This window comes from Phycisphaeraceae bacterium (assembly GCA_019636795.1).
Lineage (GTDB): Bacteria > Planctomycetota > Phycisphaerae > Phycisphaerales > UBA1924 > JAHBWW01.
Map to the genome: position 1 here is coordinate 24,365 of JAHBWW010000004.1, position 24,737 is coordinate 49,101.

The 24,737-nt window shown below is 68.1% G+C and carries 31 protein-coding genes; 7 read left to right on the forward strand and 24 right to left on the reverse strand.

Annotated elements, in window-relative coordinates:
* Nucleotides 1–5: 5 nt before the first annotated feature.
* The 12 genes from KF757_09170 to KF757_09225 form a co-directional block, all read right to left on the reverse strand.
* A complete protein-coding gene (locus tag KF757_09170; GenBank protein MBX3323145.1) occupies nt 6–446 on the reverse strand; it encodes a hypothetical protein in 441 nt (146 codons plus the stop codon).
* A complete protein-coding gene (locus KF757_09175) occupies nt 443–907 on the reverse strand; it encodes a hypothetical protein (protein ID MBX3323146.1) in 465 nt (154 codons plus the stop codon). The genes KF757_09170 and KF757_09175 overlap by 4 nt, the downstream gene beginning before the upstream one ends.
* Nucleotides 897–1,079 (reverse strand): hypothetical protein, encoded by a 183-nt coding sequence (locus KF757_09180; GenBank protein ID MBX3323147.1) that lies wholly within the window; start codon nt 1,077–1,079, stop codon nt 897–899. Before KF757_09180 ends, KF757_09175 begins: the two co-directional genes overlap by 11 nt.
* 68 nt (nt 1,080–1,147) lie before the next feature.
* A complete protein-coding gene (locus KF757_09185; protein ID MBX3323148.1) occupies nt 1,148–1,666 on the reverse strand; it encodes a hypothetical protein in 519 nt (172 codons plus the stop codon).
* A gap of 16 nt (nt 1,667–1,682) precedes the next feature.
* Complete coding sequence (locus tag KF757_09190) at nt 1,683–2,111, reverse strand: hypothetical protein (protein MBX3323149.1); 429 nt, start codon at nt 2,109–2,111, stop codon at nt 1,683–1,685.
* A gap of 3 nt (nt 2,112–2,114) precedes the next feature.
* A complete protein-coding gene (locus KF757_09195; GenBank protein ID MBX3323150.1) occupies nt 2,115–2,546 on the reverse strand; it encodes a hypothetical protein in 432 nt (143 codons plus the stop codon).
* Nucleotides 2,543–2,815 carry a hypothetical protein gene (locus KF757_09200; protein ID MBX3323151.1) on the reverse strand — a complete coding sequence of 91 codons (273 nt, stop codon included), beginning with the start codon at nt 2,813–2,815 and terminating at the stop codon, nt 2,543–2,545. The genes KF757_09195 and KF757_09200 overlap by 4 nt, the downstream gene beginning before the upstream one ends.
* The gene (locus KF757_09205; GenBank protein MBX3323152.1) at nt 2,812–3,198 is read right to left on the reverse strand and encodes a hypothetical protein; all 387 of its coding nucleotides are present in this window, start codon (nt 3,196–3,198) and stop codon (nt 2,812–2,814) included. Before KF757_09205 ends, KF757_09200 begins: the two co-directional genes overlap by 4 nt.
* 27 nt (nt 3,199–3,225) lie before the next feature.
* A complete protein-coding gene (locus KF757_09210) occupies nt 3,226–3,633 on the reverse strand; it encodes a DUF2190 family protein (GenBank protein MBX3323153.1) in 408 nt (135 codons plus the stop codon).
* Nucleotides 3,630–5,654: a Mu-like prophage major head subunit gpT family protein gene (locus KF757_09215; protein MBX3323154.1), complete on the reverse strand. Its 2,025-nt coding sequence runs from the start codon at nt 5,652–5,654 to the stop codon at nt 3,630–3,632. The genes KF757_09210 and KF757_09215 overlap by 4 nt, the downstream gene beginning before the upstream one ends.
* 2 nt (nt 5,655–5,656) lie before the next feature.
* Nucleotides 5,657–7,165, reverse strand: coding sequence for a phage portal protein (locus tag KF757_09220; protein MBX3323155.1), 1,509 nt, complete (start codon nt 7,163–7,165; stop codon nt 5,657–5,659).
* Nucleotides 7,159–7,383, reverse strand: a complete 225-nt coding sequence (locus KF757_09225; protein MBX3323156.1) for a hypothetical protein — start codon at nt 7,381–7,383, stop codon at nt 7,159–7,161. The genes KF757_09220 and KF757_09225 overlap by 7 nt, the downstream gene beginning before the upstream one ends.
* A 174-nt stretch (nt 7,384–7,557) precedes the next feature.
* Between KF757_09225 and KF757_09230 the strand changes: the two genes are divergently transcribed.
* Together KF757_09230 and KF757_09235 are read left to right on the forward strand one after the other, a co-directional pair.
* Nucleotides 7,558–9,015, forward strand: a complete 1,458-nt coding sequence (locus KF757_09230) for a hypothetical protein (protein MBX3323157.1) — start codon at nt 7,558–7,560, stop codon at nt 9,013–9,015.
* Nucleotides 9,003–9,377, forward strand: a complete 375-nt coding sequence (locus KF757_09235; GenBank protein ID MBX3323158.1) for a helix-turn-helix domain-containing protein — start codon at nt 9,003–9,005, stop codon at nt 9,375–9,377. The genes KF757_09230 and KF757_09235 overlap by 13 nt, the downstream gene beginning before the upstream one ends.
* A gap of 165 nt (nt 9,378–9,542) precedes the next feature.
* Here the strand turns inward: KF757_09235 and KF757_09240 are convergent, their stop codons facing one another.
* Both KF757_09240 and KF757_09245 read right to left on the reverse strand, forming a co-directional pair.
* Nucleotides 9,543–11,834, reverse strand: coding sequence for a phage terminase large subunit family protein (locus tag KF757_09240; GenBank protein ID MBX3323159.1), 2,292 nt, complete (start codon nt 11,832–11,834; stop codon nt 9,543–9,545).
* A complete protein-coding gene (locus tag KF757_09245) occupies nt 11,818–12,120 on the reverse strand; it encodes a hypothetical protein (GenBank protein ID MBX3323160.1) in 303 nt (100 codons plus the stop codon). The genes KF757_09240 and KF757_09245 overlap by 17 nt, the downstream gene beginning before the upstream one ends.
* A 107-nt stretch (nt 12,121–12,227) precedes the next feature.
* On the opposite strand from KF757_09245, the gene KF757_09250 reads away from it, so the two are divergent.
* The 5 genes from KF757_09250 to KF757_09270 all read left to right on the forward strand — a co-directional run bounded on the left by KF757_09250 (nt 12,228) and on the right by KF757_09270 (nt 15,005).
* Nucleotides 12,228–12,497: a hypothetical protein gene (locus KF757_09250; protein ID MBX3323161.1), complete on the forward strand. Its 270-nt coding sequence runs from the start codon at nt 12,228–12,230 to the stop codon at nt 12,495–12,497.
* Nucleotides 12,498–12,527: 30 nt separating this feature from the next.
* Nucleotides 12,528–12,752, forward strand: coding sequence for a hypothetical protein (locus KF757_09255; GenBank protein ID MBX3323162.1), 225 nt, complete (start codon nt 12,528–12,530; stop codon nt 12,750–12,752).
* 51 nt (nt 12,753–12,803) lie between these two features.
* Entirely contained in the window at nt 12,804–13,319 is a 516-nt protein-coding gene (locus tag KF757_09260; protein MBX3323163.1) for a winged helix-turn-helix domain-containing protein, read from the forward strand.
* On the forward strand, nt 13,320–13,694 hold the full coding sequence (locus KF757_09265) for a hypothetical protein (GenBank protein MBX3323164.1): 375 nt from the start codon (nt 13,320–13,322) through the stop codon (nt 13,692–13,694).
* A 159-nt stretch (nt 13,695–13,853) separates the two neighbouring features.
* Complete coding sequence (locus KF757_09270; GenBank protein MBX3323165.1) at nt 13,854–15,005, forward strand: Fic family protein; 1,152 nt, start codon at nt 13,854–13,856, stop codon at nt 15,003–15,005.
* Nucleotides 15,006–15,010: 5 nt separating this feature from the next.
* Here KF757_09270 and KF757_09275 read toward each other — a convergent pair whose 3' ends face one another.
* The 10 genes from KF757_09275 to KF757_09320 form a co-directional block, all read right to left on the reverse strand.
* Nucleotides 15,011–16,360 carry a ParB N-terminal domain-containing protein gene (locus tag KF757_09275; protein ID MBX3323166.1) on the reverse strand — a complete coding sequence of 450 codons (1,350 nt, stop codon included), beginning with the start codon at nt 16,358–16,360 and terminating at the stop codon, nt 15,011–15,013.
* A gap of 220 nt (nt 16,361–16,580) precedes the next feature.
* Nucleotides 16,581–16,949, reverse strand: coding sequence for a hypothetical protein (locus tag KF757_09280; GenBank protein ID MBX3323167.1), 369 nt, complete (start codon nt 16,947–16,949; stop codon nt 16,581–16,583).
* Nucleotides 16,924–17,544 (reverse strand): HNH endonuclease, encoded by a 621-nt coding sequence (locus KF757_09285; protein MBX3323168.1) that lies wholly within the window; start codon nt 17,542–17,544, stop codon nt 16,924–16,926. Before KF757_09285 ends, KF757_09280 begins: the two co-directional genes overlap by 26 nt.
* A gap of 329 nt (nt 17,545–17,873) precedes the next feature.
* Nucleotides 17,874–20,039, reverse strand: a complete 2,166-nt coding sequence (locus KF757_09290) for an AAA family ATPase (protein MBX3323169.1) — start codon at nt 20,037–20,039, stop codon at nt 17,874–17,876.
* Nucleotides 20,039–21,748 carry a DEAD/DEAH box helicase family protein gene (locus tag KF757_09295; GenBank protein MBX3323170.1) on the reverse strand — a complete coding sequence of 570 codons (1,710 nt, stop codon included), beginning with the start codon at nt 21,746–21,748 and terminating at the stop codon, nt 20,039–20,041. The genes KF757_09290 and KF757_09295 overlap by 1 nt, the downstream gene beginning before the upstream one ends.
* Nucleotides 21,748–22,140, reverse strand: coding sequence for a RusA family crossover junction endodeoxyribonuclease (locus KF757_09300; GenBank protein MBX3323171.1), 393 nt, complete (start codon nt 22,138–22,140; stop codon nt 21,748–21,750). Before KF757_09300 ends, KF757_09295 begins: the two co-directional genes overlap by 1 nt.
* Entirely contained in the window at nt 22,128–22,589 is a 462-nt protein-coding gene (locus KF757_09305) for a DUF669 domain-containing protein (protein MBX3323172.1), read from the reverse strand. The genes KF757_09300 and KF757_09305 overlap by 13 nt, the downstream gene beginning before the upstream one ends.
* 3 nt (nt 22,590–22,592) lie before the next feature.
* Entirely contained in the window at nt 22,593–23,405 is an 813-nt protein-coding gene (locus KF757_09310; protein ID MBX3323173.1) for an ATP-binding protein, read from the reverse strand.
* Between the two features lie 62 nt (nt 23,406–23,467).
* On the reverse strand, nt 23,468–24,262 hold the full coding sequence (locus tag KF757_09315; protein ID MBX3323174.1) for a PD-(D/E)XK nuclease-like domain-containing protein: 795 nt from the start codon (nt 24,260–24,262) through the stop codon (nt 23,468–23,470).
* A 50-nt stretch (nt 24,263–24,312) separates the two neighbouring features.
* Nucleotides 24,313–24,633, reverse strand: coding sequence for a hypothetical protein (locus tag KF757_09320; GenBank protein MBX3323175.1), 321 nt, complete (start codon nt 24,631–24,633; stop codon nt 24,313–24,315).
* Nucleotides 24,634–24,737 lie beyond the last annotated feature (104 nt).

Below are 24,737 nucleotides of genomic sequence, written 5' to 3' on the forward strand. Positions count from 1 at the left end.
ACCGCTCATGACCCCCTCCGCACGCTGTTGCGCCACAGCACCGGCAGCTTCGGCCGCTCGCGCTCAAGCGCCGGGGCCATGTAGGGTCGGGCGGCGATCTTGACCTTCCGGCTCTGCAGCCGACCGCGCTGGCGTGAGACAACGACGGTTGCGCCGCCATGCTCGAGCGCTCGCGGCGCAACGCTCTTCTTGAAGCCCACCGGTCCGACCACCACGCTGTCGGACCTGCGGTCGTAGCCGAACAGGATCAGCCGCCGCAGCGAGCCTTCGTGCGAGTGCGGTGGCTTGCCGGGCGGGGCCGTGCCCTTGCGCTTGCGGATGCTGGTCCGGGCGGCGGTGCGGATGAACGCGCCGCCCTTGCTCAGCACGCGGCGCGTGGCGGCGTCCACCGACCGTTTCACCGCGGGCCGGTCGAAGAACACGTCCTTGATCCGCATGGTGATCACGCGGGCGATCCTCCGCTTGGCACTACGCGGCCCTCCTTCAGCCCCTTGTTGAACGACGCCTCCTTCTCCTTGCGCAGTCGCCCGGCACCGATGAACAGCCCCGCCAAGCCGGTTAGCGCCGGCAGGGCCGGACCCGCGATGGGCACGCCCGCGAGCGTGGGGCCGAAGTCGTCGAGGGCCGAGAGGGTGATCTGCCCCAGGAGTCCGCGGATCTCGCCGCCGCGTTCGATCGACGCCTTCCACTGGGCCCCGACCCGCTGGGTGTCCTCGAACCAGGCCCGGTACTCGGCCTCGGCCTCGTTGAGCGTGGTGGTGCGCGGCAGGCCGCGTGTCTGCTGGATGCCACTCGGCGTCTTGACCTTGACGACGTCGCCCAGGTCAAAGCCCGCGCACGCGCCGAGCCCGAGCGAGAGCATCACCACGCCGAAGCCGAAGGCCAGATGCTTGGGATCAATCTTCACGTGTGCCTCCTTGCTGCTTCTGGTTCCTGATGAACACGTCTTTGAGCACCGACACGGGGGCCGGGATGACCTGCGTTCGCTTGTCAGCGGCCCGGGCGAACGGGTCGAAGTCGCCGGGCCGGAACGGGCGGGTCTTCTTGGGATTGCGCTGGGTGTTGGCCACCAGCGCCATGACGGAACTCGTTCGGCTCCACTCGTCGCGCTGCCGGGCCTCGGCCATCGCGACCAGCTCGCGCAGCGTCAGGGGGGCTGGATCGATGCCGAGGATGCCGGCGCACTGCCAGACGAGCCGCCAGCCGCCGCCTCGACCGTCGGAGGCACCGCTTCGAGCACCGCCCGCTCCAGCGCACCGCCGTCGATCAGTTCGTCGATCCGGCGTTCCACCACGTCCCGGGCCTTGTCCATCACGTCGCGTGTGGCCTTGAGCACCCGCCCGAGGTTGGCCCGGTCCCTCGGGCTCGGGCAGAAATCCACCAGTTCCTCCAGCAGCGCTGCCGTCGCGTGCTCGATCGCGTCCCCGGCCATCGATGCGCCGAACGTCTCGTCAGTGATCTGGCGCTCGTCCGCCTGCGGCTTGCACGCGGCGTAGATCACGTCGCACAGCAGGACGGGGTCGCGCACGAGCTTCTCGATGAGCCCGTTTGAGCCTTCGAGCACCTCCATGAGGTCGACGCCCGCGAGCCCGCGCACGCGTTTGATCGCCGCGACAGTGATCTCAACGGTCCACTCGCGGCCCTGGTTGTCCTTGAACGTGTGCATCGCTGCCTCCGATCCGTTATCCGCCGATCCAGCTCGGTGCCGTGTCCGAGTAGGTCACCTTGGCCGTTACCGAGACGGTGATGGCCTCCTCGAGCGCCTCGTTGCGGCTGAAGTTCGTGATCGAGAAGTCGGCCTGCAGCCCCTGGCCGTCGGCCTCGTCGAGGATCTGCAGCCCGATCAGGTCGTTGTTGAAGAACGCGTTCTTGATGGCGGTGAACCCCGCGTCGGCGGTGTCCCACACCATCTCCCACTCGACGCTCGCCTCCTTGAGCGTGGCGACCGTCGCGCGCCAGCCCGCGTTGGCACGGGTGGTCACGTCGGCCTCGCCCGCTTCGAGGCTGAGGGTCACGTCCCGGACGTTGTCCATCGCCGTCCACGAGCCGGCCCCACCCTGGCCGCCGACCAGGTAGAGCAGCTTGGCCTCCATGCCGAGCTTGATTGCCATCGGTTACCTCCTCACCCGGTAGGTGACGCTCAGAACACTGGTGAATACGCGGTGCTGCTCGAGGCTCTCGCTGGAGACGACCGGCTCGTGCGCAAGGCCAGCCCACGCCGCTTCCGGGAAGTCCGCCAGCCGCGTGTGCCGCAGGCGGTCGCCGATGGCCTCGGTGAGTTCAAGCAGCTCGTCGATCGCGGCCCGATCGTCTTCCGCCGGCAGCTTCTTCTGCACGCCCACATCGAGCACATGCTCGAACGTGCTGCTCTCGCGGCTCGCGGCGGCCACGGTGGTCGTCCTCGGCACGACCGACACCCGCAGCTCGCCGAGCTCTTCGAGCGTGAACGCGGGCTGGTAGGTGCGGACGGCCGACACCGGCTGGGCGTAGGTGCCCGCGTTGATGTGTTCGGCCACCGCGTCGGCGAGGTTGCTGATCGTGCTCATGGTCCCTTCGCGCCTCCGATGAAGCGGCCTTCGAGGTAGGACACCCGGCGCTCGATCGCCTGGTACTCGGCCCGCAGCGACCGGGCCTCGACGATGAGCTCATCGAGCCGCCTCTCGACGTGGTCGAGCTTGGTGGTCACAACACCCCACTGGACGGTGACGGCGAGCGCCGCCATGCCGATGGTCAGCGCGATCGCGGCCCAGCGGTGCCCGGCGCTCGGCGGGGGCGTAGGCCTGGCGGGATGTCCGTTCGTGGGAACACTGGTCACGGCTGGTCCTCGGTGGCGATGTGCTTGGTGTGGATGCGGAGCGCCCTGCGGTACGGGTCGCTGTACCGCCACGGCGGCTGACCGCCAGGGGCGTTGACCTCATAGATGAAGAGACGTGTCCCGACGGTTTCGCGGACGCGGTCGCCGGCCTTGGGGAGCGCAGGGCCATCGCCCAGATCCAAATCAGCCGTGCGGACCAGGAAGTCCCGTGACTCGATCCGGTGGATGAGCCCGGCCTCGTCGGCCTGCTCGAACTCTGTGCGGCCGATGGTGGCGTGAATCCCGACCTGCGTAGCGCCCCGCTGGTACACCACCGGGCGCGTCATGTGCGCGTGCCGCTGGGTATCGAGAAACGATGCGCCTTGTTCGAGCAGGTCCGCCACGGTTCATCCTCCGATCGATGCGGCCAGTTACTGGGACAGCCGGATGCGGACGGTCGCGTCGGCTTCCGCCGCGGCCCGCACCGCCTTGCCGATGAGCTTGTTCCCCGTCGCGGTCTTGGTCGCCACGTCGTTGGTGTTGTCCCAGTAGGCGAGCTGCCCGGCGGTGAAGCCGTTGCCGGTGCCGGTGGCCTTGGGGAAGTCGAAGACCCCCTCGGCCGCCAGCGCCCCGAGCTGGCCCGCCTTGAGATCCACCCGGGTGACCCCGACCAGATCGCCCTGCACGACGACCGTGCCCGCGGGCGTGTCCGCCCCCGGCGTGTAGTCGATCGCCGCGCCCTGCTGTACGAATGTGGTTGCCATCGCTGTGCCTCCGTTGCCGTTGCCTGTGTCACCGGGGTCGACAGGGTCGAACCCGCCGCCGCCGATCTGGCTCATGCCTCACCCTTGCTCTTCACGCCGCCTCGCGGGTCCTGCAGCGCCACACCGAAGTCGTGGTAGCCGCGCATCTGGATCCCCAGCCGGTTGAAGCTCTGCTCGGCGGTCTCGATGGTCGGGGCCTCTTGACCGTTGAGGAACGCCACCTCGATGACCGGCAGATCCGCTGGGGAGGCGAGCATGTACCAGGCCTTGCTCGAGTGGCCCGGGTAGGCCGCGTTGCCCAGGTAGCGGCTGACCTCGACGCGGAACTTGCCCTGGTGCGGGTTGGTCACCGGGTACTTGGCGCTCGAGGTGTTGTCACGCAGTTCCATGCTCTTGAAGAGCTGGCTGCCCAGCGCCGACAGCGCTGTGGGCACCAGCAGCACCTGCGGCATCACCCCCAGCGGCTTGCCGTCAGAGTCCACCTGGTCCATGAAGGCGACCTCGGCCTTGGTCAGCCCGTCGATCGACAGGGCGGTGTCCGCGCCAGCGAGGTAGTTCTTGTTGCCCGCCGTGTAGAAGCCCGAGTTCGCCAGGAAGGTCTTCCAGAAGATGTCGTTGATCGTCTTGCCCGAACCAGCGCCGAGCTTGCGGGGCACGCTGGTGATCGCGCCCAGATCGTCGTTGATGATGTCGGTGCGGTCGATCGAGAGCATCAGGCCATAGGTCTCGGCCCGGTTGGTGTAGGTCTCCTCACCCAGCGTGCCGTGCTTGATCTCGCCGCCGGGCGCGATGCGCTCGTACTGGTCGTTGCCCGTCAGGCGGTAGCTGGTGACGGCCTTGAAGTCCGTCACGCTGCGCACGGCGGTGATGTTCCGCCAGGTGCGCTCGACGCTGAAGAATCCTTCGAGCAGGAACTTGTTGGCGACGTTCGAGAGGATCCCGCCGATGCTGATCGTGCTGTTGGATGCCTCGATGCCGCCGGGGGGGCGTCCGAAGGCGGCGTCCATCACGCCGTGCCAGTCGCGGAACGTCCGGCCGGTGTAGCCGTTGGCCCAGGCGGCGTGCAGCAACAGTTCCTGGAGCCCGATCGACTGCCCGAAGGCCCGCGCCGCGGCTTCCAGATCCTGCTCCGCACAGTGTCGCTCGGGAGTGGTCAACCGGCCCGAGAGCACGCACGCGGCTTCGAGAACCCGCTGGTTGACCGCCGGCGCGGCCGGGGCGTGGATGGCAGGGGCCTTGGGTCGGCTGGCCCGCAGGACCTCCAGTTCGGTCTTGGTCGCGTCCCAGCCCTCGCGGATCGAGCGGGCCTCGATCTCGGGGTGCTGGCCCGCGCACAGCCGTCGCACGGCGGCGATCCGCTCGCTCTCGGCGGCGATCTGCTGCCGCATGGCCTGCACCGGATCGGTGATCGCGGGCTGGTTCGCTTCGGGCGCAGGATTGCCCGCGCCCTGGACGGGATCGGATGCATCGCCCCCGGCGGCAGCGCCCGCAGCGATGGTCGCCGAGGTCGAGCCGTCGGCCCCGAGGTCGACGAAGCTGATCTCGCCGAGCGTGGACTTGCGCACGATGTTCAAGGGGCCGGCGACCTCGCGTCCGTTGACGGTCGCGGTCTGGTTCTCGCGGAGGAACTCGAACGCCTCGACGCTCGCGCCCACGGATGCCTGCCAGGGGAAGCCGTTGCGCGCTGAAACCACGACCTCGCGGGCCGCGGGCGTGTCGCGGGAGATCATCCCGGTGGCCACCAGCCGACCGTCTTCGACCATCACCTGGTCGGTGTGCCCGACGCCCGCCGTCGCGTCGTGCCCGAACCGGATCGGCCGCGACGGCGAGGGGATCGCCAGTCCGGCCAGGTCGATCACGACCGGGTGCCGCCAGCCGGCGACGCGCATGGGCCCGCCGCTGTAGGCCATCATCCGGAACCGCGGCAGGGGAGCGGCAGCGCCACCGTCGCCGCTGACCGTGTCAGCGCCCTCGATCTCGAACTCCGCCTGCGCCGTGAGCGCGAGCGTCTTGGGGTGCGAACCGGGGTTCGGCTGGGCAAGGGCAGTGGGCTGCGCGGGGGCAGCAGACGCCTGGATCATGCGGTGGTGTGACATCGCTACGCGGCCTCCTTGGTGGCTTCGTCGGTGACGGTCTCGTCGGTGTCGGGGTTGGTGTCGTCGCTTTCGCCCGCGGTGCCGCCGGTCTTGATGGTGACCGGCAGCCCGAGCTCGCGCATGAGGGCCAGTTCCTTGGCCCGCTGGCGGAGCTCGTCCTCCCAGTCGCGTCCCTGGCGTGCGAACTCGTGCGCGAGCGTTGTGGTGTGGTTGGCCAGGCGCGTCGCCTGCGCGCTGGCTTCCTTGGCCGGGTCGACATGCTCAACGCCATCCCAGAACCAGACGTGCGGTGTGGCTGCGCCGCGCACACGCATCGCCTGCGGCAGTAGCCCCTCGACCAGCGCGGCCTCATCGAGCCAGGCGCGGAGCAAGCGGTCCAGCACCGTCTGCTGGAGGCGGTGCTGCTCGACGCGGATGCTCTTGAAGTAGGTCTGGTGGTCCAGGCGGCCCGAGGCGTAGTTGTAGCCCGAGCTGTTCCCGGCCGCGACGTTGAAGGGCATGTTCAGGCAGCGGGCGATCTCGTTGAGGATCTCGCGTTTGAACTCGCCGTAGGTCGTCGAGGGGTGCTCGGCGTGGACCTGCCCGAGCTTCCAGCCGCCGGGCAGGACGGTGGCCATCCGCTTCTCGAGCTCGACCTCGTCCATCGGCTCGAGCGGGTCGGCCTCACCGTTGGCGGGCGCATCGGTGTAGAGCACCGCCGCGAAGTCCGCGGCCGTCTCGGCGGCGGCGATCACCGCCAGCGTGTAGCGACGGAGTTGTGCAAAGAGGGGAAGTGCGGGTGTGATGTCCGGGATGCCGCGCCATTGCCCCGGCCGGTCGGGCCGGAAGTAGTGCAGCACGGAGGCGGCCGGGTAGGTGTCGTGGTCGCGAACGGCATACCAAGCCCCGTCGCCGGGGTGGTGCCGCAGCACGTGGTACGCCACCGGCAGCCCGCTGGCGTCAAAGACGATGCCGTCGGCATCGGTCACTGCCTGACCGGTGGGCGTGCGCCCGAACCACGGCGTGCAGACCTGATCAGGTTCGAGCAGGCGCAGGTCGAGCTTGACGGGTGTGTCGAGCCCGGGGCTGGAGATCAGAAGGCCGAACGCCTCGCCGCTCTCGGCCCGGGCCATCCGCATGCTGCGGAGCTTGCCGGGCAGGTCGATCGCCGCCGACCAGGCCTCGAACGCTTCCTCGACGCGGGCATTGACCGAGGCGTCGGGCGTGAGCATCTGCAGCCGCGGCCCGGTGCCGATGGTGTCGTTGGCCAGCGTGAGGACGATGCCCTTGGCGTAGGAGTTGTTCGCTACCTCGTAGCGGGCGCGGTTGCGCAGGATGCGGCGCACCTCGGGGCTGACGGCCGCGTTGGGCGAGAGCCCGTCGGCCGCGGCCCAGTGGCGGCGGTTGTCGGCGGTGGTCTGTGCCGAGTCGAACCGCGCCCGGACCATCCGTGTCCGCTGAGGCACGATCGCCGTGGCGGCCCGGACCGGGTCGGTCTGGCGCGAGAGCGGGGCGAGCAGACGCTTCAGCATCCACCCTCCCGTCCGCCGGTGCCGCCTGCCACGATCTTGAACAGCCGGAACCCCAGCCCGCGCCGGCGCGTGGCCCGCTTGGACTCGAGGTAGCGGTCCGCCTCGATCTGGTCGCGGATCGCGTGCTGCTCGACCGACTGCCCGTCCACCGAGGCCTTGGCGGGTCTGGCGGCGTTGTCGGCGATCGCCTGTTCGAGATTGGGGTTGGGATCCGGCACGGCAACCTCGCGTGCCCCCGCACCTCGCGGGGGCCTCTCGGGTCACCTATGCCGTTGCCACGCTCAATGACCGCGTGCCAATTCTAAAGGCTGATCTTGCTGGTACGGCCTCTATGCCAACGGGCTACCCGCAGGCCACCACAGATCGAAGTCGCTAGCTAGAATGACGCCTCCATGAATGCACCCGACGCCGACAGTATGAAGCACCGGTCACACGCTACATCTTCCGAAGACGTGGTGGACCGGCTTTCTGCCGCGGTGAGTCTCACGGTGCTCGAGATTGATGCCGATGCGCAAAGGCTTGTCCCAGCTTTTCTGCTTGCGAACCTGATGTCTCCGGCTCTCTGGGCATGGCGGGAAGAAAAGCGGGCGCATGCCCCGGACCACAAGCTCCGAAGCACCAAAAGCCGGCTGGACGCGCTTCAGCGATTTTTTCACCACTACACATTCACTATCATGCCAGAGCAGCCTGGCGGCGATGTTTGGGGGTTGATGGACTTTGAGGAGGAGGAGCGACGTTTCTCCCCAGGCTTCGTGGCGAGCATTCGAGCCGAGTACGACGCCACGTTCCGGAAGCTCCTCGCCGAGAACCCCGAGTCGCAATTCGGACAGATCGTGAACCAGCCGTATTACCGCCACGGCCTCTTCCCCCGGCTCAAGAACGAGACCCTGGAGGTGATGAATGCGATGGCGACAGTCAATCCGCAGGGCAAGCCTTCTGGAAAATGCATTGGTCTGGGGATGTTGTGGGCTGCGGCCGCGGCGGTCTGGGGGAGGATTCCGCTCGATCGCATTATCATTACCGGCAATCGCGCGCACATGTTTGTGTACCTCGATATCGACGACGGGCACCTACTCAACAACACCAAGTGGTTCAGCAGCACACGGATCAACAACCAGTCCGATCTCTCAGAGTTTGCCAAGACCGTCGCTTCAGGCACCGATACCACGTTCTTCTACAATCCGGAGATGGGGATGTGCCATTGCACCTCGAAGACATCGCAGATTCCCCGCGAACGAGTCACGGAAATATACCAACAAATCGGTGGTTTTGTTTCCAATCGCCTCAAGCACCCGACACCTGAGCACATCCGCTTCGTAGACCCCAACGATCCGATTCCCGACCCCGCGGAGCACGAAACGGCGGAGAGTTATCAAGCCGAGGTCGCAAACCTCTCGCAGGAGAAACCGGGCTCAATCTATGAGTACGCTTTGTATGCGTTCCGGAGCCTTAAAGTCGCGCACCCACAGGCGTATGTGCGAGCCGCCCTGCGGGAGGCGCGGGCGCGGGAGCTTGGGCGTGATGTGAATGACTTGTCTTCCGTACTGGCGATCGTCAGCAGTATTGAGGGGAATGAGTCGATCTTTGCAAGTCGCGAACGTATTGCTATGCCCGACGAAACGCTGCTTTTCAGCAGGGGCAGCGATCGGGATCGGGCACTACTCCTCTTTGCACTACTGGCGAACTCGCCAATCAAAGATCCGAGAAGCTGCATCGGTCTTTCCCCTGACAGAAGTTTCGTCCGCTATCGCGGCTCGTGGATCGACGTCGGCACAATGACGATTGCCGAGACCGAGCCTGCAGGGCTGTCGCTCGTCTTTGATCGGCATGGCTCAGAATGGGCACCATAGCTAGGTCTGGAGGATCGAAGCGGCGATTCGGTGCATGCCACATCACGAACAACGCAGCTCTGAACTCGCTCGGCGTGCGATCGACCGGCCGATTGGAGCAGAACCCCACCCAGGCCGAACTTGCCGACGAGGCGGGGATGTCGAAACGGACGATCGAGCGGTTGGAGGGCGGGGAATCGATCCACACCACCAATCTGGTTCGTGTGCTGCGTGTCCTCGGCTTGCTCGCCAATCTCAACGAACTGGTGCCCACGCCGGTTCCCAGCCCGCTTGAGGTCCTGCGGTCGAAGCAGAAGCGTCGCAAGCGGGCGAGCGGGCGTTCTCAGCAAGCACCTGACACGGAGTCCGGAGGGTGGACTTGAGGTGACGATCCGAAGCCTGAGGCGTGATCGGCGGAGTGAGTGAGTGGATCCGCTCCCCCGGACTTGATCCTGATTGCAGAAACCATGCCCGTTGGACGGAGTTTCTGCAGTCAGAATCAAGTCACGATAGAGATCGATCGCTTCACCGAGATTGCCGCGGGCTGATCACGAGCGAGACTTCCTCAGAGCCGACAGCCGCACACGAGGCCTCACCGCGACTTTGTGGTCCGTCCCGAACAGCACCGCCCCCTGCAATGAGGCCGCCACCGCCGAGCCGACCAGGCAGTCCAGCCAGTGGTTGTCGAGGCCCGCGACCCGCAGCTTCCACTCGTCGACCGTCCGGCCGCGGCCCTCGGTCTTCACCCGGTACTCGCTGGTCAGGTGGTCGGCCAGCAGGCGGTGCCGTGAGGCCTCGCGGCCGAAGAGCGGCAGGCAGCCCGGGTCGCCCATGGGCACGCCCAGCCGCGCGTGAGCAAAGCTCTTCCAGTAGTTGGTGTCGTAGACCACGTGCCGCACGGCCCGCTTGCCGTTCACCAGCGGCACGCGCCAGTTGAGCCCGACCCGCTCGCCGCGTTTACGCTTGTAGTCGCTGAACGGGATGCTGCTCGCGCCCACGTACCGTCCGTGGCTGGGCATGACGATCCCGGCGTGGGGCGACTGGCGGCAGAACTGGTACACCACGTCCGACGACTGGCCCCAGTTCGCGTCGATGAGGCAACGCTCGATGCGCAGGTCCGTCCCATCGTCGCGCCGCCACGCTTTACCGAGCAGGTCGCCGGTCAGGGCCTCGAGCCCCGCGTAGATCGCGCCCTCCTGGCCCGCCCGTGGGAACTCGGTCAGCAGCGTCCGCCGAGCATCGCGCAGCGAGAAGTACTGCTGCTTCGGGTCCGGCCACGCCCCGTAATCAAGCACGTAGCCGGTGAAGTCGTCCTCCCAGCCCGCGACGAGCCAGAACAGCAGCTTGCCCTGCACGTCGATGAACGCCGTCGCACGCGTGCAGCCGATGGGCACAACACCCCGGGGCATGCCGTTGGTCTTCGCCGCGATCTGCTCGGGCGTGAGCAGGTCGTCGTCGGCCGCGACTTCGGGCAGCGGCTCGTTCTGGTACTCGGCCCAGAACGCGGCCTCGTCCTGGAGCTTGAGGTTCATCGCGTGCTGGACGGCGCTGAGCTCGTCGTGGTTGAACCGGGCTGGCCAGGCGATCGATGCGCCGGCGTCCATCTTCCTGCGGTTCCGCTTGTAGAACGCCGTCGCCTGCGAGAGACCCCGGTCGGCCCGCAGGCCCTCGGCGCGGATCTCGGCGTACCTCGCCCACAGCGCCTCGTCGGCCGGGAAGGCGTAGACCATCTTCGTCCGCTCGCCCTGCCACTGGGGGTGCTTGTCGCGGTCGAGCAGCCGGTCGGCCAGGTCGTCGGGCCGCACGACCGTGACCGTCATCAGCCCCGCGATCTTCTGGCCTGGCCCGGCGAGGCCGAGGATGGCCCCCGCGAGCACGCGCTCCCGGGCTGCGCACTGGCTGGGGCTCCGGGCCGACTCGTCGGTCTGCGGATCGTCGATGAGCACGAGCGACGGGCGGACGCTCTGGCCGTCCGGACGCTTGCGCTTCATACCGCGGATGCGCCCGGTGATCCCCGCAACGGCGATGATGGCACCCGACGCGGCGGATCCTTCGATGGTGGGAAGGACGATCTCCTTGGCGGTCCAACCGATGTGCGTCGGCTCGCCCTTGTAGAGCTGACCCGAAGCCCGCTGGTGGATGCTTTCCAGGCTGCGGATCGGGTAGCACGCTTCCGGGAAGTCGTCGGCCAGCAGGTCATTGTTCTCCAGCTCGCTCTTGATGCTCTCCAGCATCGAGGCCGCGTGCTCCTCGTCCGAGCCGATCAGGCACACGAACGGCCGGGCCCCGATCAGGATGGCCCAGAGGCAGGCGGTCTCGCAGAGCGTGGTCTTCCCGCTGCCGCGCGGCATGGCCATCGCGAACAGGCCGCCCTCGAGCACCGCCGTCTCCAGCTTGGCGATGACCTTGAGGTGATCGTCCGACCACGGCAGGTGGAAGGTCTGGGGGAAGTAGGTGTCGCAGAAGGCTTTGAACGACTGGGTGCAGCGTCGCTTGCGCTCGGGGTTGCCGACCGGCGGAAGCTCGCCGATGTTCCGGCCCGAGAGCGAGAGGGCTTTGTTCCTCTCGCGGGCCCGCTCGCGCACCGCGTCGTAGCCCGATAGTTCATCCTCCGCTGGCTCTGGCTTCGGCTCGTGGCGCGTCGCCACCAGCCAGGCGGTGTATCGAAACAGGTCGACGGTCTTCCCGTCTCCAATCCGAAACCCCGCCCGCGTGCGGTGGCGGTGCAGCTGCCGCTCGTTGATCACCTCGCCCAGCGGGGTCGAGTTCAGAAGCCGGCACGTCTCCGACGGCTTGAGCGAGCGCGGGTCGATCTTGGGTGAGTCACTCGCCACGGCCACCCCCGGCGCTCATCTGCTGCACAAGCCACGCGGCGTACTGCACGAGGTTGATGCTTCCGTCCGCGTTGGTCGGCGCGCCGGCATCGATGTCCGCCCGGAGCATGTCTTCGGTGACGGGGCTTCCGCCCACGCGCGTGAGTACCCGGGCCGCGTCGGCCGGGGACATCGCCGCCGGATTGAGGCGCTGCGGCCCGCCGTCGCTAGGCGCGTGTTCGGGAGTCATCGCGCACCTCCCGGACCTTGCCGCCACATCGCCACCCACATCACCCCAGAATCTCGAAAACATCTGCAAATGCAGGCCAAAACGCCTTCCCTTCGGCCGGATGTCATGGCTTCATGTGTCACACGCGGAGCGAGTGCCCGCGGCATAGACCACCCGAAGGAGACCACGCAATGACCGACGCCAAGACGACCACGAACGAGACCGCCAGCCAGGCCTACGCGAAGCGCCGCAGCGACATCGCCCGCCTGATCGATGTCCTGCAGATGGAACTGGACGCCCACGCCAAGCGGGCCGCGCTCGCCGATACGCACTGGGGCTACCCGGGCGACCTCGGCCGCATCCGCGAGGGGCTGATCGAGCTGGTGATGAGCATGAGCGGGATGGAGCGCGAGCGCATCGAGGACTTCCTGGCCGAAGCGGACGACGCCGACGCCAACTGAACGCACCGCACCCCGAAGGAGCAGACGACCATGAGCAAAGCACGCGACACCGCCATCAACCGCATCGCCCGCGAGGCCCTCGGCCTCGAAACCCTCGATGCCCGCAACATGGACAGCCTCGACTTCCACGACCTCTCGGTCTGGTCGGTCAAGGAAGCGCTCGAACGGGCGTACGAAGCGGGCCGCAAATCGGCCCCGCCAACACGAACCACATGCCCGGCCTGCAACCGGGACATTGAGATCCGACCCCTCTGAAGCCCGCTCGTCGCGGGCTTCGCTGTTTTTGCAACACGAAGGAGTACCGACATGACGAAGAAGACCACCACAAAGAAGACGACCCCCAAGAAAGCCAGCAGCAAGACGGCTGCGAAGAAGACCCCGGCCAAGAAGACGCCCCGCATGTCCGCCAGCGCCGCCCGTGCCGAGGGCGCGGCCAAGACCAAGCGGGCCCAACAGGCCAAAGCCGCTCCGCAGGACCACGAGGTGCCCAGCCCGAAGGAGATCGCCAACGACGCGAACCTGGAGGCGTACGCGAAGGGCAAAGCCCCCAAGCAGCCGCGCCCGAAGAAGCCCGCGACGGATCGCAAGCCGAGCGGCCTCGACCTCGCCGCCAAGGTCCTCGCCGAGGCGGGCGAGCCACTGGCCGCCAAGGCCATCGCCGAGCGTGCGATCGCGGCGGGCTGGAAGACTAGCGGCAAGACGCCGCACGCCACGCTCTACGCCGCGATCATCCGGGAGATCTCCAAGAAGGGCGACGCGGCCCGCTTCAAGAAGACCGACCGAGGCCTCTTCGTCGCGGCGGATGCGAAGGGAGGGCGCTGAATGGAACGGCCCGACCAAGAGCCCCGGCCCGAGCGCACCGAGTCGTTCCGCGTCGATGCCGACGGCAGCCTGGTGCGCAGCGTCGTCCCCAGGGTCGGCTCGCCCTACGAGCACCGATGCACGATGTGGGCATTCAAACGCGTCTGCTGGCGCTTCGATGAGCACGGCGAGGGCGACACCGTCGAGACGCTCGCCGCCGCGGCGCAGATCCCGGTCACCCAGGCCGCGACGGCCCTGGCGTTCCTGCTCGAGCGCGGCATCGTCACCACCGAGCGCCGGAAGAACTTCCCCGCGACCATCGATGTCCACCTCGACGGGATGACCGAGTACCACGCCTTGAGGGAGAAGGGCCCGGAGCCAGCCGACGCCGATTGACCCGCTCCGGACCGCCAGATCCCGCTTCCCCGGCCCTTGGCCGGGGTTTCTCGTCGAAGCGGGGCTCTCAGAACAAAGAAACGATCGTTTTCTACCGATCTTGACTGAGAAACGATCGATTCGTAGTATGGAGCCCTCGGAACGGAGCGTTTCATAGCCATGACCCGCCAGACCGGCACATATCGAACGCGCACCACCCACGGCGAGACCGTGAAGGCGTTCGTGCCGCACCCGCTGCCGCCATCGGATCCACCGCTGGTGATCGAGGGCGACCTGGCAGCTCTGCACGCCAAGGCCGTCGCCGCCATCGGTCTTCTCCGCGTGGCGGGGGCGATGGTGCCAGACCCCGGCTGGTTCCTCTACGGCTTCGTCCGCAAGGAGGCCGTGCTGTCCTCGCAGATCGAGGGCACCCAGGCGACGCTCCGCGATGTCGCCACCTTCGAGGCCACCAGCACCACCGACCGCCCCGACGATGTCGAGGAGGTCTGCAATTACGTTGACGCGCTCAACCATGCCCGCGCCACGATCGCCGACCGCGCCGGTCTGCCGCTCAGCACGCGCCTCCTCTGCGATGTGCATCGCCTGCTCATGCGGGGTGTCCGCGGCGAGGACAAACTCCCCGGCGAGATCCGCCGCAGCCAGAACTGGATCGGCGGTTCGCGTCCCGGCAACGCCCGCTTCGTCCCGCCGCCCCACGAGGAGGTCGCGCCCGCGCTGGCCGCGCTCGAGAAGTGGATCCATTCGGACGATCCGCTGCCGCCGCTGGTCAAGGCCGGGCTCGCGCATGTGCAGTTCGAGACTATCCACCCGTTTCTCGATGGCAATGGCCGCATCGGCCGCATGCTGATCACGCTGCTCGTTGAGCACTGGGGCCTGCTCGATCAGCCGCTCTTGTACCTGAGCGTCGCGTTCAAGCGCCGCCAGCCGGAGTACTACGCGCGGCTCGCCGCCGTGCGCACCGAGGGCGACTGGGAGGGTTGGACCGCGTTCTTCCTCGAGTGCGTCAAGGATGCGGCCGATGACGGCGTGCGCATCGCGCAAGCCATCCACACGCTGATGGGTCACGACCGTGCCCGTGTCGTTCGCCACGAACGAGCGACCATCACGGTGGTGCAGCTCCTCGATCTGCTGCCCTCGAACCCGGTCCTGACTGTTCCGCGGGCCAGTGAACTGCTGGGCATCACCGCGCCACCGGCGCGCAAGGCCATCGATCTGCTCGAAGAGCTCGGCGTGCTCCGCGAGACCACCGGCAAGCAGCGCGACCGGGTCTACGCCTACCACGCCTACCTCGAACTGCTGACCGAGCCGTAGCGCCATCACACTCCGCTCCCGATATGGACTGGCTCCGTCGCATCCGCTGGAACCCGCTCGGCCTTCTTCCCCGTGAACGCCTCCCACCGCTGCACGATCACATCGCAATACAGCGGGTCGAGCTCCATCAGGAACCCGCGCCGTCCGTGCTGCTCGCAGGCAATCAGCGTCGAACCCGAGCCGCCGAAGAGGTCCAGCACGTTCTCGCCGGGCTTCGACGAGTACTCGATCGCGCGGGCCGCGAGCTCGACGGGCTTCTCGGTCAGGTGGACCATGCTCTGCGGGTTGACCTTCTTGACGTGCCAGAGGTCGGTGGCGTTGTTGGGGCCGTAGAAGTGGTGCCCCGCGCCCTCCTTCCAGCCATAGAAGCAGATCTCGAATGCGCCCATGAAGTCCTTGCGGGTCAGCACCGGGTGCTGCTTGTCCCACACGATGCCCTGGCTGAAGTACAGCCCGCAGGCCTCGAGGGGGCCGGGGTAGTTGCCCAGGTTCGCGTAGCCGCCCCAGATGTAGAACGAGCCGCCCGGCTTGAGCGCCCGCGCCGCGTTGCCGAACCACGCCAGCAGCAGCGCGTCGAAGGCGTCGTCGGTCACGAAGTCGTTGGCCAGCGGCCGGTCCTTGGCGCGCATCTTGGTGCCCGTCGGCTTGGCCTTCTCCGGGTGCCGGGCGAGGTCGAGCTTCTGGTGGTGGGTCTGGGCCCTGCCGGTCTGCTTGCTGAACGAGCTGTTACCCGCCGCGATGGCGTTGTTGCTCCGCGGCTCGACCTTCACGTTGTACGGCGGGTCGGTGTTCACGAGGTCGATGACCTGCCCGTCGAGCAGTCGATCGAGATCCACCTCGTTGCTGCTGTCGCCGCAGAGCAGCCGGTGCTTGCCGAGGATCCACAGGTCGCCCGGGCGCGTGGTCGCCTCGTCGGGCGGTGAGGGCACCTCGTCGGGATCGGTCAGCCCGGCGTTCCCGCCGGCGTTGAGGAGCTTCGTGAGTTCCTTCTCGTCGAAGCCCAGCGACGCGAGGTCGAAGTCCATCGCCTGCAGCTCGCCGAGCTCGATGGGCAGCAGGTCGAAGTTCCACTCGGCCAGCTCGCCGCTCTTGTTGTCGGCGATGCGGTACGCCTTGATCTGCGCCGTGCTCAGGTCCTTGGCGACATGCACCGGGACCTTCTCCAGCCCGAGCTTCATCGCCGCCTTGTACCGCGTGTGGCCGCAGACGATGACGCCCTCGGTGTCGACCACGATCGGCTGGCGGAAGCCGAACTCCCGCAGCGATGTAGCGACGGCATCGACCGCGCCGTCGTTGAGGCGGGGGTTGTTCTCGTACGGGGTGATGTCCGCGAGGGGACGCAGTTCGATCTTCATGGCAGGAGCCTCCGTGCTTCGGGGTTGGGGATCGGGGTGAACAGGCCGGCGCACTGGCGGGCGACGTTCGCCCGTGCGGGGCCAGTTGGCGGGATCGGGGGTTGGATGGGGAAACCGCCGCCGGGCGCGACACGGGCCAACGTGGGGCGACCCGTGGCCGGGCGGGCGAGGGGTGCTTGGTGCGTAAGTTCGGACCGGATTGGTTGCATACGGGAGTTCATCACACGGACTCGCCGCGCATCGCACGCAGAATGTTCGCGTAGCGGCATCCCATCGCCTCGCACATGGCTGCGAACGGCAAGAAGATCTGGCAAGCATCGAAGTGCTCGGCCGCCGCGTTCACATCCGACCGCGTCCAGATGTCGGGCTGCGAGAGGCTGACCACTCCATGCTCAATGAGCATGTCGAGCATCGGGGGACGGCAGTCGTAGCCGCGCGACCGCAGGTGATTCGAAGCGGCCGCCTTTGTCATTGGAAACATCCGATCACGCTCCGCCTCGGCCGCGGCATGGAAGTCCCGGCTGGTCTCCGCTGGCGGCTTGAGACACAACTCAACGTACTCGTCAAATGTCAGTCCGGTCTTCATCATCGATTGATCCTTCACGCTCAGCGCACACCGACCACCGAACGACCTCGCCGCACATCGCGACAAACGCCTCGTTGGTCATCGAGTTCTTGGCCCGGTTCACATCCTTGTGCAGCACCTGTGTGTTCTCGATCAGGTGCTCGCCGCCGAAGCGAAGCGGCACGATGTGATCGAGCGCAGCGGTTTCTGGTGTCAGCAGCCTCCCCGTCATGGCGCATCGATAACCTTGGTGTTCGAGCAGCGCAAGCACATTCGCCGTCGAGACCGGCCCCGTCACCATGTTCGATCCGCCTCTTTGACATACCGAAGGGGCGTTCGAACCCGCGCCGCCGCCCACCGGTCCCATGGACCGATCCGATACCTCCGCGCCACCGTGCCGCTGTTCGCGACCGACTTCGTTGCGAACGCGGTCCATGTCGCTGCGGGCGGAGCCAGTGCGTGTCGCGGCGGTCTTTGGCTGAGACGGATCCGCCACCCCGTCGCCATGCTTGTCGCCGCCCTGGGCCACGGTAAGGCGAAGATCCGCGCATTCCTCGCGTCCGCGCCGTACACCCTGACCATCGTCGTCGCGGATTCTCTCCATACTGCGTCCATGCATCGCCTCTCCTTTCGAGACTCGGACAGATGAAACAAACTCAAACGGGGATTGCGGCTGTTCCCGCGGGCGTCGGCTGGCCATCCCCCCTGGGAAGTACCTACGCCGCCTGCCTTTGCCCTGCCCCTGGCGAACTCGGAGCGCGAACTTGGAGCGCGCACGCGCTTCGAGTTCCCGCGGGCGAAGCGTGAGCGCACGCCCGCGGGGGGGTATGGGGGGGTGCGCGCGCTTCGAGTTCAACTTGAAGCGCGCACACATTTCGGGGTGAACTCCGTGCGCTCCGAGTTCGCGGCGCTCCGAGTTCGAGCCCAGATCGAACAAGTATCGGCGGGTCATGACGACACCTCCCCGCCCGGCAGCGCGTAGCCCCAGCGCCCGCCCCGGCCCGGCAGGCGGACGCGCTCGATCCGCCCCTCGCCCTCGGCGATGTCCAGCAGGTCCGCCACGCGACGCCAGGACAGCCCGGGCTCGCCCTTGGCGTCCTCGCGGATCTCGGCCTTCCCGACGGGCTCGGCGGAGATGAACTCCGCCACGAACCGCTCCACGCCCCACGACGGCTCCGCGGGCTTGTCGGCCTTGGGCGCGGCATCCTTCTTCTTGCCGGGCCGCTCGTTCTTGAGCGACGCCGGGTCGAGCGTGTCGTCGACCGACCACACCGGGAAGTCCCAGCGCAGGCAGGTCGGGTCGATGGGCGGCCAGGACCGTACGGCCGCGTCGAGCACGACCACGCCGTCCTCCTCGTGCGGCCGCAGGACCAGGTGCGTGTCGGTGGCCCGGCTCTGCGCGCCCGCCCCGGCCCCGACATCGGTCACGCTCTTGCCGCTCTGGCTGCCCTTGGTCGAGTGGTGGATGAGCACGAAGCAGCAGCCGAGCCGGTCGGCGAAGGCGTCGATCCGGTTGTAGATGTTGGCCATCGTGCCGTTGTCGTTCTCGTCGCCGCCGGCGGGCATGAAGCGGTAGAAGGCGTCGAGCACGATGACCTTGAACCGCCCGGGCTCGAGGGCCTCGAAGTACGGCGCGAGCGTGAAGATGTCCTGGAGCCGCCCGCGCAGGTTGTCCACGAAGATCCGCTCGGCGATCTCGCGCATCGCCACGCCCCGGGCCTGGGCGACCTTCGGCAGGCGGTGGGCGCTGGTCTCGCGGTGAAGCTCGTTGTCGATGATGAGCACCGGCCCGGCCTCGGTCTGGTAGCGCCCAAGCCACGGCCGACCGGTGGCGACGGCGATCGCCAGGTCGAGCGTGAGCCAGCTCTTGCCGGTCTTGGGACTGGCGATCACGTTCATGGTCTCGCCAGCGCGGAGCAGGCCGTGGATCACGGGCTCGCGCAGCTGCGGGTACGCCGCGACGAGCTCGCCCACCGGCACGGGACAGGGCTCGAGCGGCCCGGTCGCTGGCGGCGTGTCGGTCATGAACGCCGAGAGGTCAACGCCGGTCGTGTGCTCGCGCGAGCCGTAGCCCTCGGTCGCGAGCGCCGACGCCGCGGCCGCGAAGTCGCCGTGGTGCTCAAGCAGCGCGTAGACCGCGAACGGCGAATAGCCCTTGTGCGCCTCGAACGGCGCGGCGTTGGTGCTGAAGACGTAGAAGACCCGGTCCTTGAGCGTCGCGCTCGTGCCCGCCGACTTGCCGGGCCGACGCCAGTGCTCGTTCCCCCCCAACTCGCCGGAGCGAACGAGAGCCCAGCCGTGCCGGAGCAGGACCTCGCGCGGGTCGCCCCGGTCGTTGAAGTCGTCGCCGGGGCGGGAGAGGCAACCGTTCGGAAATGCCGAAGAGTTGGAGGATGCGAGATCACCGCCGACCACCGGCTGGGGCGTTTCGTCTAGTGCCCACGCGCAGCCGAGCAGCACGTCCCGCTCGTCGGCGGTGATCAGCGGCGGCTCGCACAGGTCGCCCTGGACGACCTCGTAGCCCGGCGAGGGGTCGCAGAGGAACAGCCCGCCCTCGCCCCGCGTCTCGATGATGGTCACCGTGACGACCAACGCGCCCGACGCGTCGCGCCTCGGCGCGTACTCCTTGCTGCCCACGACGACCGGTTCGTCGGTATCGACGTCGATTCGGCGCTGAGCGAGCTTGGTGTTGCCCGACACGGGCGTCTCGCAGCGGTAGACGACGTGCCTGCCACCCGACGGCGTCGTCTCGATGACCAGCCGCTCCAGCAGTCCCGGCGCTGCCGCCTCGACCGCTTCGCGCCACGCCTCGAAGGCCTCGCCGCCGCCGCCGTCCCAGTTGTCGAAGTCGATCATCTCCAGGTGGCCCGACACCGCCCCGCACACGAGGCACATCGCGGTTGGCGACGATTCGGGATTGAACCACGATCCCAGTTCGTCGCCAGACGGCAGCCGCGTCTGGTACGGCTTCCACGAGGACAGGGCGACGCGCTTCTCCTCGCCGCGGCGGATCGCGGGCAGGGCGCAGAGCCCCGCGGCCACGCAAGCCGACGCGTGCGAAGCGAGCGTGCCGTTGCGACGAGTCGAATCGGATGGGTGCGGCGCGTCCTGCATCAGAACGGCACCTCGTCGTCGCTGTAGCCGAGCGCCGCGAGGGCGTGCTCAGGCCCAACATCAGGAAGGCTGTCGGGATCCTCCAACCGGGGTGGCTTGTCGCCGAGCGCGTAGCCGACGATCCGTTCCCATTCGTCGCCGGGCTTCTTCTCCAGCGTGATGCGCTCGGTCCGGGCCACCGCGCCCGCGTTGGCCCACTCGACGGCTTCCTCGACCGAAGACGGGGGCGGGTCATTGGAACGCTCTCGCCACCACTGCTCGGCTTTCCGGCGGGCGTATCCGCCCTCGGGGTGCTCCAGGCAGATCCACTCGCGGGCCCAGCGGTTGAAGCCGATGCGGTACTCGACGCGCATCGTCGGCTTGGCCAGCGGGTCGTTGCGCTTGTGGTGGACGTAGTACGCGACCTCGATGACGCGCTCGTCGCGCCGGGCCGGGCCTTCCGAGCCGCTGACGACCTCTTCGTCGGAGGCGACCGCCGCGTGCTTGACCTGCCGCGGCGGGAACTTGTGCCCGCACTCGGGGCAGACGGCATACGCCGCGTGGATCAGCGCATCGCACTCGGGGCACTGCTTGGCGGGGGCGTCGGGGGGGGCACCCGAGGCGTCCTTGGTGTCCGCCAGGCGGATCGCGTCCACCGGGCCGTGCCGGAGGACGTTGCCGCCGAAGTCCAGCACGAGGCAGTCGGTCTTCCCATCGGCCAGGCGGAATCCCCGCCCGACCATCTGGTAGTAGAGCCCGGGGCTCATCGTCGGGCGCAGCATCGCCACGCAGTCGACATTCGGGGCGTCGAAGCCCGTCGTCAGCACGTTCATGTTCGCCAGGTACTTCAGGTCGCCCGACTTGAACCGGGCGATCAGCGCGTCGCGCTCCTTGGCCGGAGTCCCGCCCTCGACGAACCCGCACTCAACGCCGTGCTTCTCGCGCAGCACCCGGACCACGTGCTCGCCATGCCGAGCGCCCGAGCAGAACAGAAGCACGCTGCGCCGGTCGGCCGTAGCGGCGACGACCTCCGCGCACGCCGCCTCGACCAACCCGTCCTCTTCCATGCGGTCCTCGAGCTCGCCTGCGACGAACTCCCCGCCCCGCACATGGATGTCGCTTGTGTCGACGACCGCCTTCCCGGCCCGGCTCTTGAGCGGGCACAGGTAGCCCTGCACGATCAGCTCGCGCACGCCCGCCTCGAAGCACACCCCGTGCAGCACAGACTCGGGGCCGCAGATCGTGCCGGTCTTCATGCGGTACGGCGTCGCCGTCAGCCCGATGACCCGCTGGTGGTCGCACAGGTCCCTCGCGTCGGCCAGGAAGCGGCGGTACATCCCCTCGCCGTCCGGCGGGATCAGGTGCGCCTCGTCGGCGATGACCAGATCGAGCGGCCCGAGGTCGTGCGCCCGCTGGTAGACCGACTGGATGCCCGCGATCGTCACGGCGTACCCGAGATCCCGCCGACCAAGCCCGGCGCTGAACACGCCCACTGGTAGGTCCGGCGCGACGGCCTGCAGCTTGCCCGCCGCCTGCTCGATCAGCTCCTTCACATGGGCGACCACGATCACCCGCCCGTTCCACTTCTGCACCGCGTCGCGGCATAGCTCGGCGATGACGTGCGTCTTGCCCGAGCCGGTCGGAAGAACCACCGCGGGGTTCGTATCGCTGGCGGCGATGTGGTTCCACACGGCATCGACCGCGTCGCGTTGGTATGGCCTGAGTCCCATCAGTTGGTCGCCTCCATGCTGGTGATCCGGACGACCACCTTGCCCCCGGGCACGACCGATCCGCGCTCGATCTCGAGCCGATCGATCTGGCCGTCGTCCTCGTACACCCCGCCGTGCCCAAGGGCGTCGAGCAGGGCCTTCATCGCGTTGTCCAGGTCCCGCCGACGCCGGTCGGGCGGGTGGGCGGTGACATGCACCGCCACGCGTCCCGACATGGGCTCTGCCGTTCGCCTGGCGAGCCGGGCGCAGACCCGTTTGCGGAACTTCCGTCCCTCGCGGCTGATCAGCGTCCGATCGCCGACGCGACGCCAGTAGTGGTTCACGCTGGGCGGGTACGGCAGCTCGACGACGAACGCGCCATCGTCCGCCGCCGCGGCGGTCAGCGCTTCCACGGCGGCGTCCCTCCCGAGGCAGCCGCCATCGGGCGCTGCGGCGCGACGCCGGTGTCCCGCTTCGCGTAGCCCTTGATGGTGTTGGTTGGCTCGCCGTTGTCCTCGCGAGTCTTGATCGCGACGCTGACCACCAGCGGCAGGTTGTGCAGCTCGACCGAGTCGCGGGGCCGCAGCACGTTCACCGCCCGGCAGATCGCCGACAGCGTGCCCTTGGCGATCTCGACCGTCTGCGTGTTGGGGTGCTTGAGGGTCAGGCGGTCCCAGAGCTTGCGGCCCTTGAACGGCCCCTCCAGAACCTCCATCTCGAGTTCCAAGTACTCGCCCTTGCCGTTCTTGGTCGGCTTCATGGCGCTGGCCGTGATGGCGGCCACGTACTTGCCGGCGGGGATGGGATCGAAGCCGGCATTGGGCTCCACATTGGTCGCGTCGAATCCGTTCAGATCTGCCATGGGTCAGGCTCCTTGCTCTTGGGTGGTCTGGTTGATCTCGTTCTGGTTGGCGTTCTCGATGGCTGCGCCGGGATCGCCCTCGCCGCGCGCCAGCGCCGCGAACACGCGGTAATCCAGCGGCAGCTCGTCGGGCAGGTTCAGGCGGTTCTTTGCGACGTGGGCGGGCCGCTCGGTCGTGCGGAGGATCCGCTCGCCCGTGCCGATGCCCTGCGTGCGCTTGCGGTCGAAGCCCTCGCTCTGGGTCTTCGTGTGGACGCGGTAGGTGGCGAAGAGCACCTCGTCGCACCACTCCTGGATCAGCGCCGAGGCCTGCTTCTGCAGGCGGGGCACGTAGCGGTCGTAGGTGTCGGTCTCGGGGTTGGCGAATTTCTCGATCGCCGCGTGCGCGATCAGGACAACCTGCATCCCGCGCTCGGTCCGCAGCGCGTCGAGGCCCGCCAGCACCTCGCGCCATTGCGTGAGCGCGAAGACGTACCCCTTGGCGTAGCCGATGTCCTCGATGGTCTCGACGCCGCGCTTCGCGCAGACCTCGGCCCAGATCAGCCGCTCGAGCCAGTCGAGGCTGTCGATGACCACCGTCTGGTAGCCGTGATCTTCGCTGTAGAGCGCCGACAGCGCCCCGAGCACGTTGGCGTACTTGGTCGCCAGCGGGAAGCGGTCGCAGTCGATGTCGTTCGTACCCTCTTCGGTCGTGATGAAGACGGGCGTCTCGGCCATCGCGCCGAAGGTGGACTTGCCGACGCCGTGGACGCCGTAGAGCATCACGCGACGCGGCATCAGCGTGCGGCCCTTCTGGATGTGTGCGAGTGCGGTCATGATCGATGGGTCTCCTTGCGGTTGGTGGTGCGGGTTCGGGACTGGGTGCCCTGGTGCGACGGTCAGTTGGGCAGGCGGTCGTACAGCCGCAGGGACTCGAACCCCGTGGGCCACTGGCCGGTCTCCCGGCAGCGGATGAGCTCTTCGATCGCGCGGTCGTTCTCGGCCTGGGCGGCATCAAGGCACCGCGGCGCGATCTGCCACACGCCGCAGCGGAACGGCTCGCGCTTCTCGACCGCGACGATGTGGACGGGCAACGTGACACCGCTCACGACGGCGAGCAGCGCCCGGTAGAACGCGAGCTGGTGCAGGTACTTGAACGCGTCGATGTGCCACTCGAACGAGTCGATCGAGTCGCAGGTCTTCAGATCAACGAGCCCGCGGCCGTCCTTGGGGTTGATCCAATCGAACCGGGCCTGGCACAGCACCCCGTTCATCCGGCCGCGGACGACGCCCTCCGCGACACCCTCGGCCAGCAGCTCGCGGGCGAACAGATGCTCGCGCACGCTCGCCGCCATCTGCTCGACCGTCGCGGCGTCGGTGTCGGCCAGTACGGGCTTGCCGCGCTTCTCGGCCCACTCGGCGAACGCCTTCGTGCTCGATCCGTACGGCTTGCCTGTCTTCTCGTTGATCGGCCCGCCGACCGCGTACTCGGCCTCGTAGCGCCCGCGACCCTCAAGGATGAGCGTGTGCGCCGCCCGCCCGACGAGGAACGCGTGGCTGTCCCGATCCGGGATCAGCCCCATCTCCTTGCGCCGGAACAGCAGCGGGCACGAGCGGAACTCCGCCAGCCGGTGCGAGGTCAAGCAATCGCTGCGACGGGCGTGGTAGGTCTCGGCGGGCTCGCGGATGAGCACGCGGGCGAGGCAAGAGTGGAGGTCGTCTGTGTTCTGGGGTATCGCGCTCATCAGGCGGCCACCCCCTGCGGTGCGCGGACCTGACCGCTCCTGGGCCCGCCGCAGGGCATCCGCCGGACCGCGAACCCGTCGGCTCCGAACTCCTTAATCAGGAATGCCGTGAAGATCCGGACCACGGCCGCCCCGCAGGGCGAGCCGCCATCGACCAGCAGCGCAGCGCGGGGCGGATCGGCGTGGTAGGACACATCGGTGCGGGTCCGGGCCTCACCGAAGAGGCCCTCCGCGGCCAGGATCGACAGGTGCAGCGTGGCCTCTGCCTCCGCCAGAGCGGCAGGGGAGGCGAATCGGAATCGAAACACATCGGTCAACATCAGGAGCTCCTTTCACGGGCGCACCGACCGCCGCCCGTGAGACCCAGCCCCTCGAGCCGCGGCGTACACCGTGGTCGAGGGGCCGGGGCCTCCGGAGGGAAGAG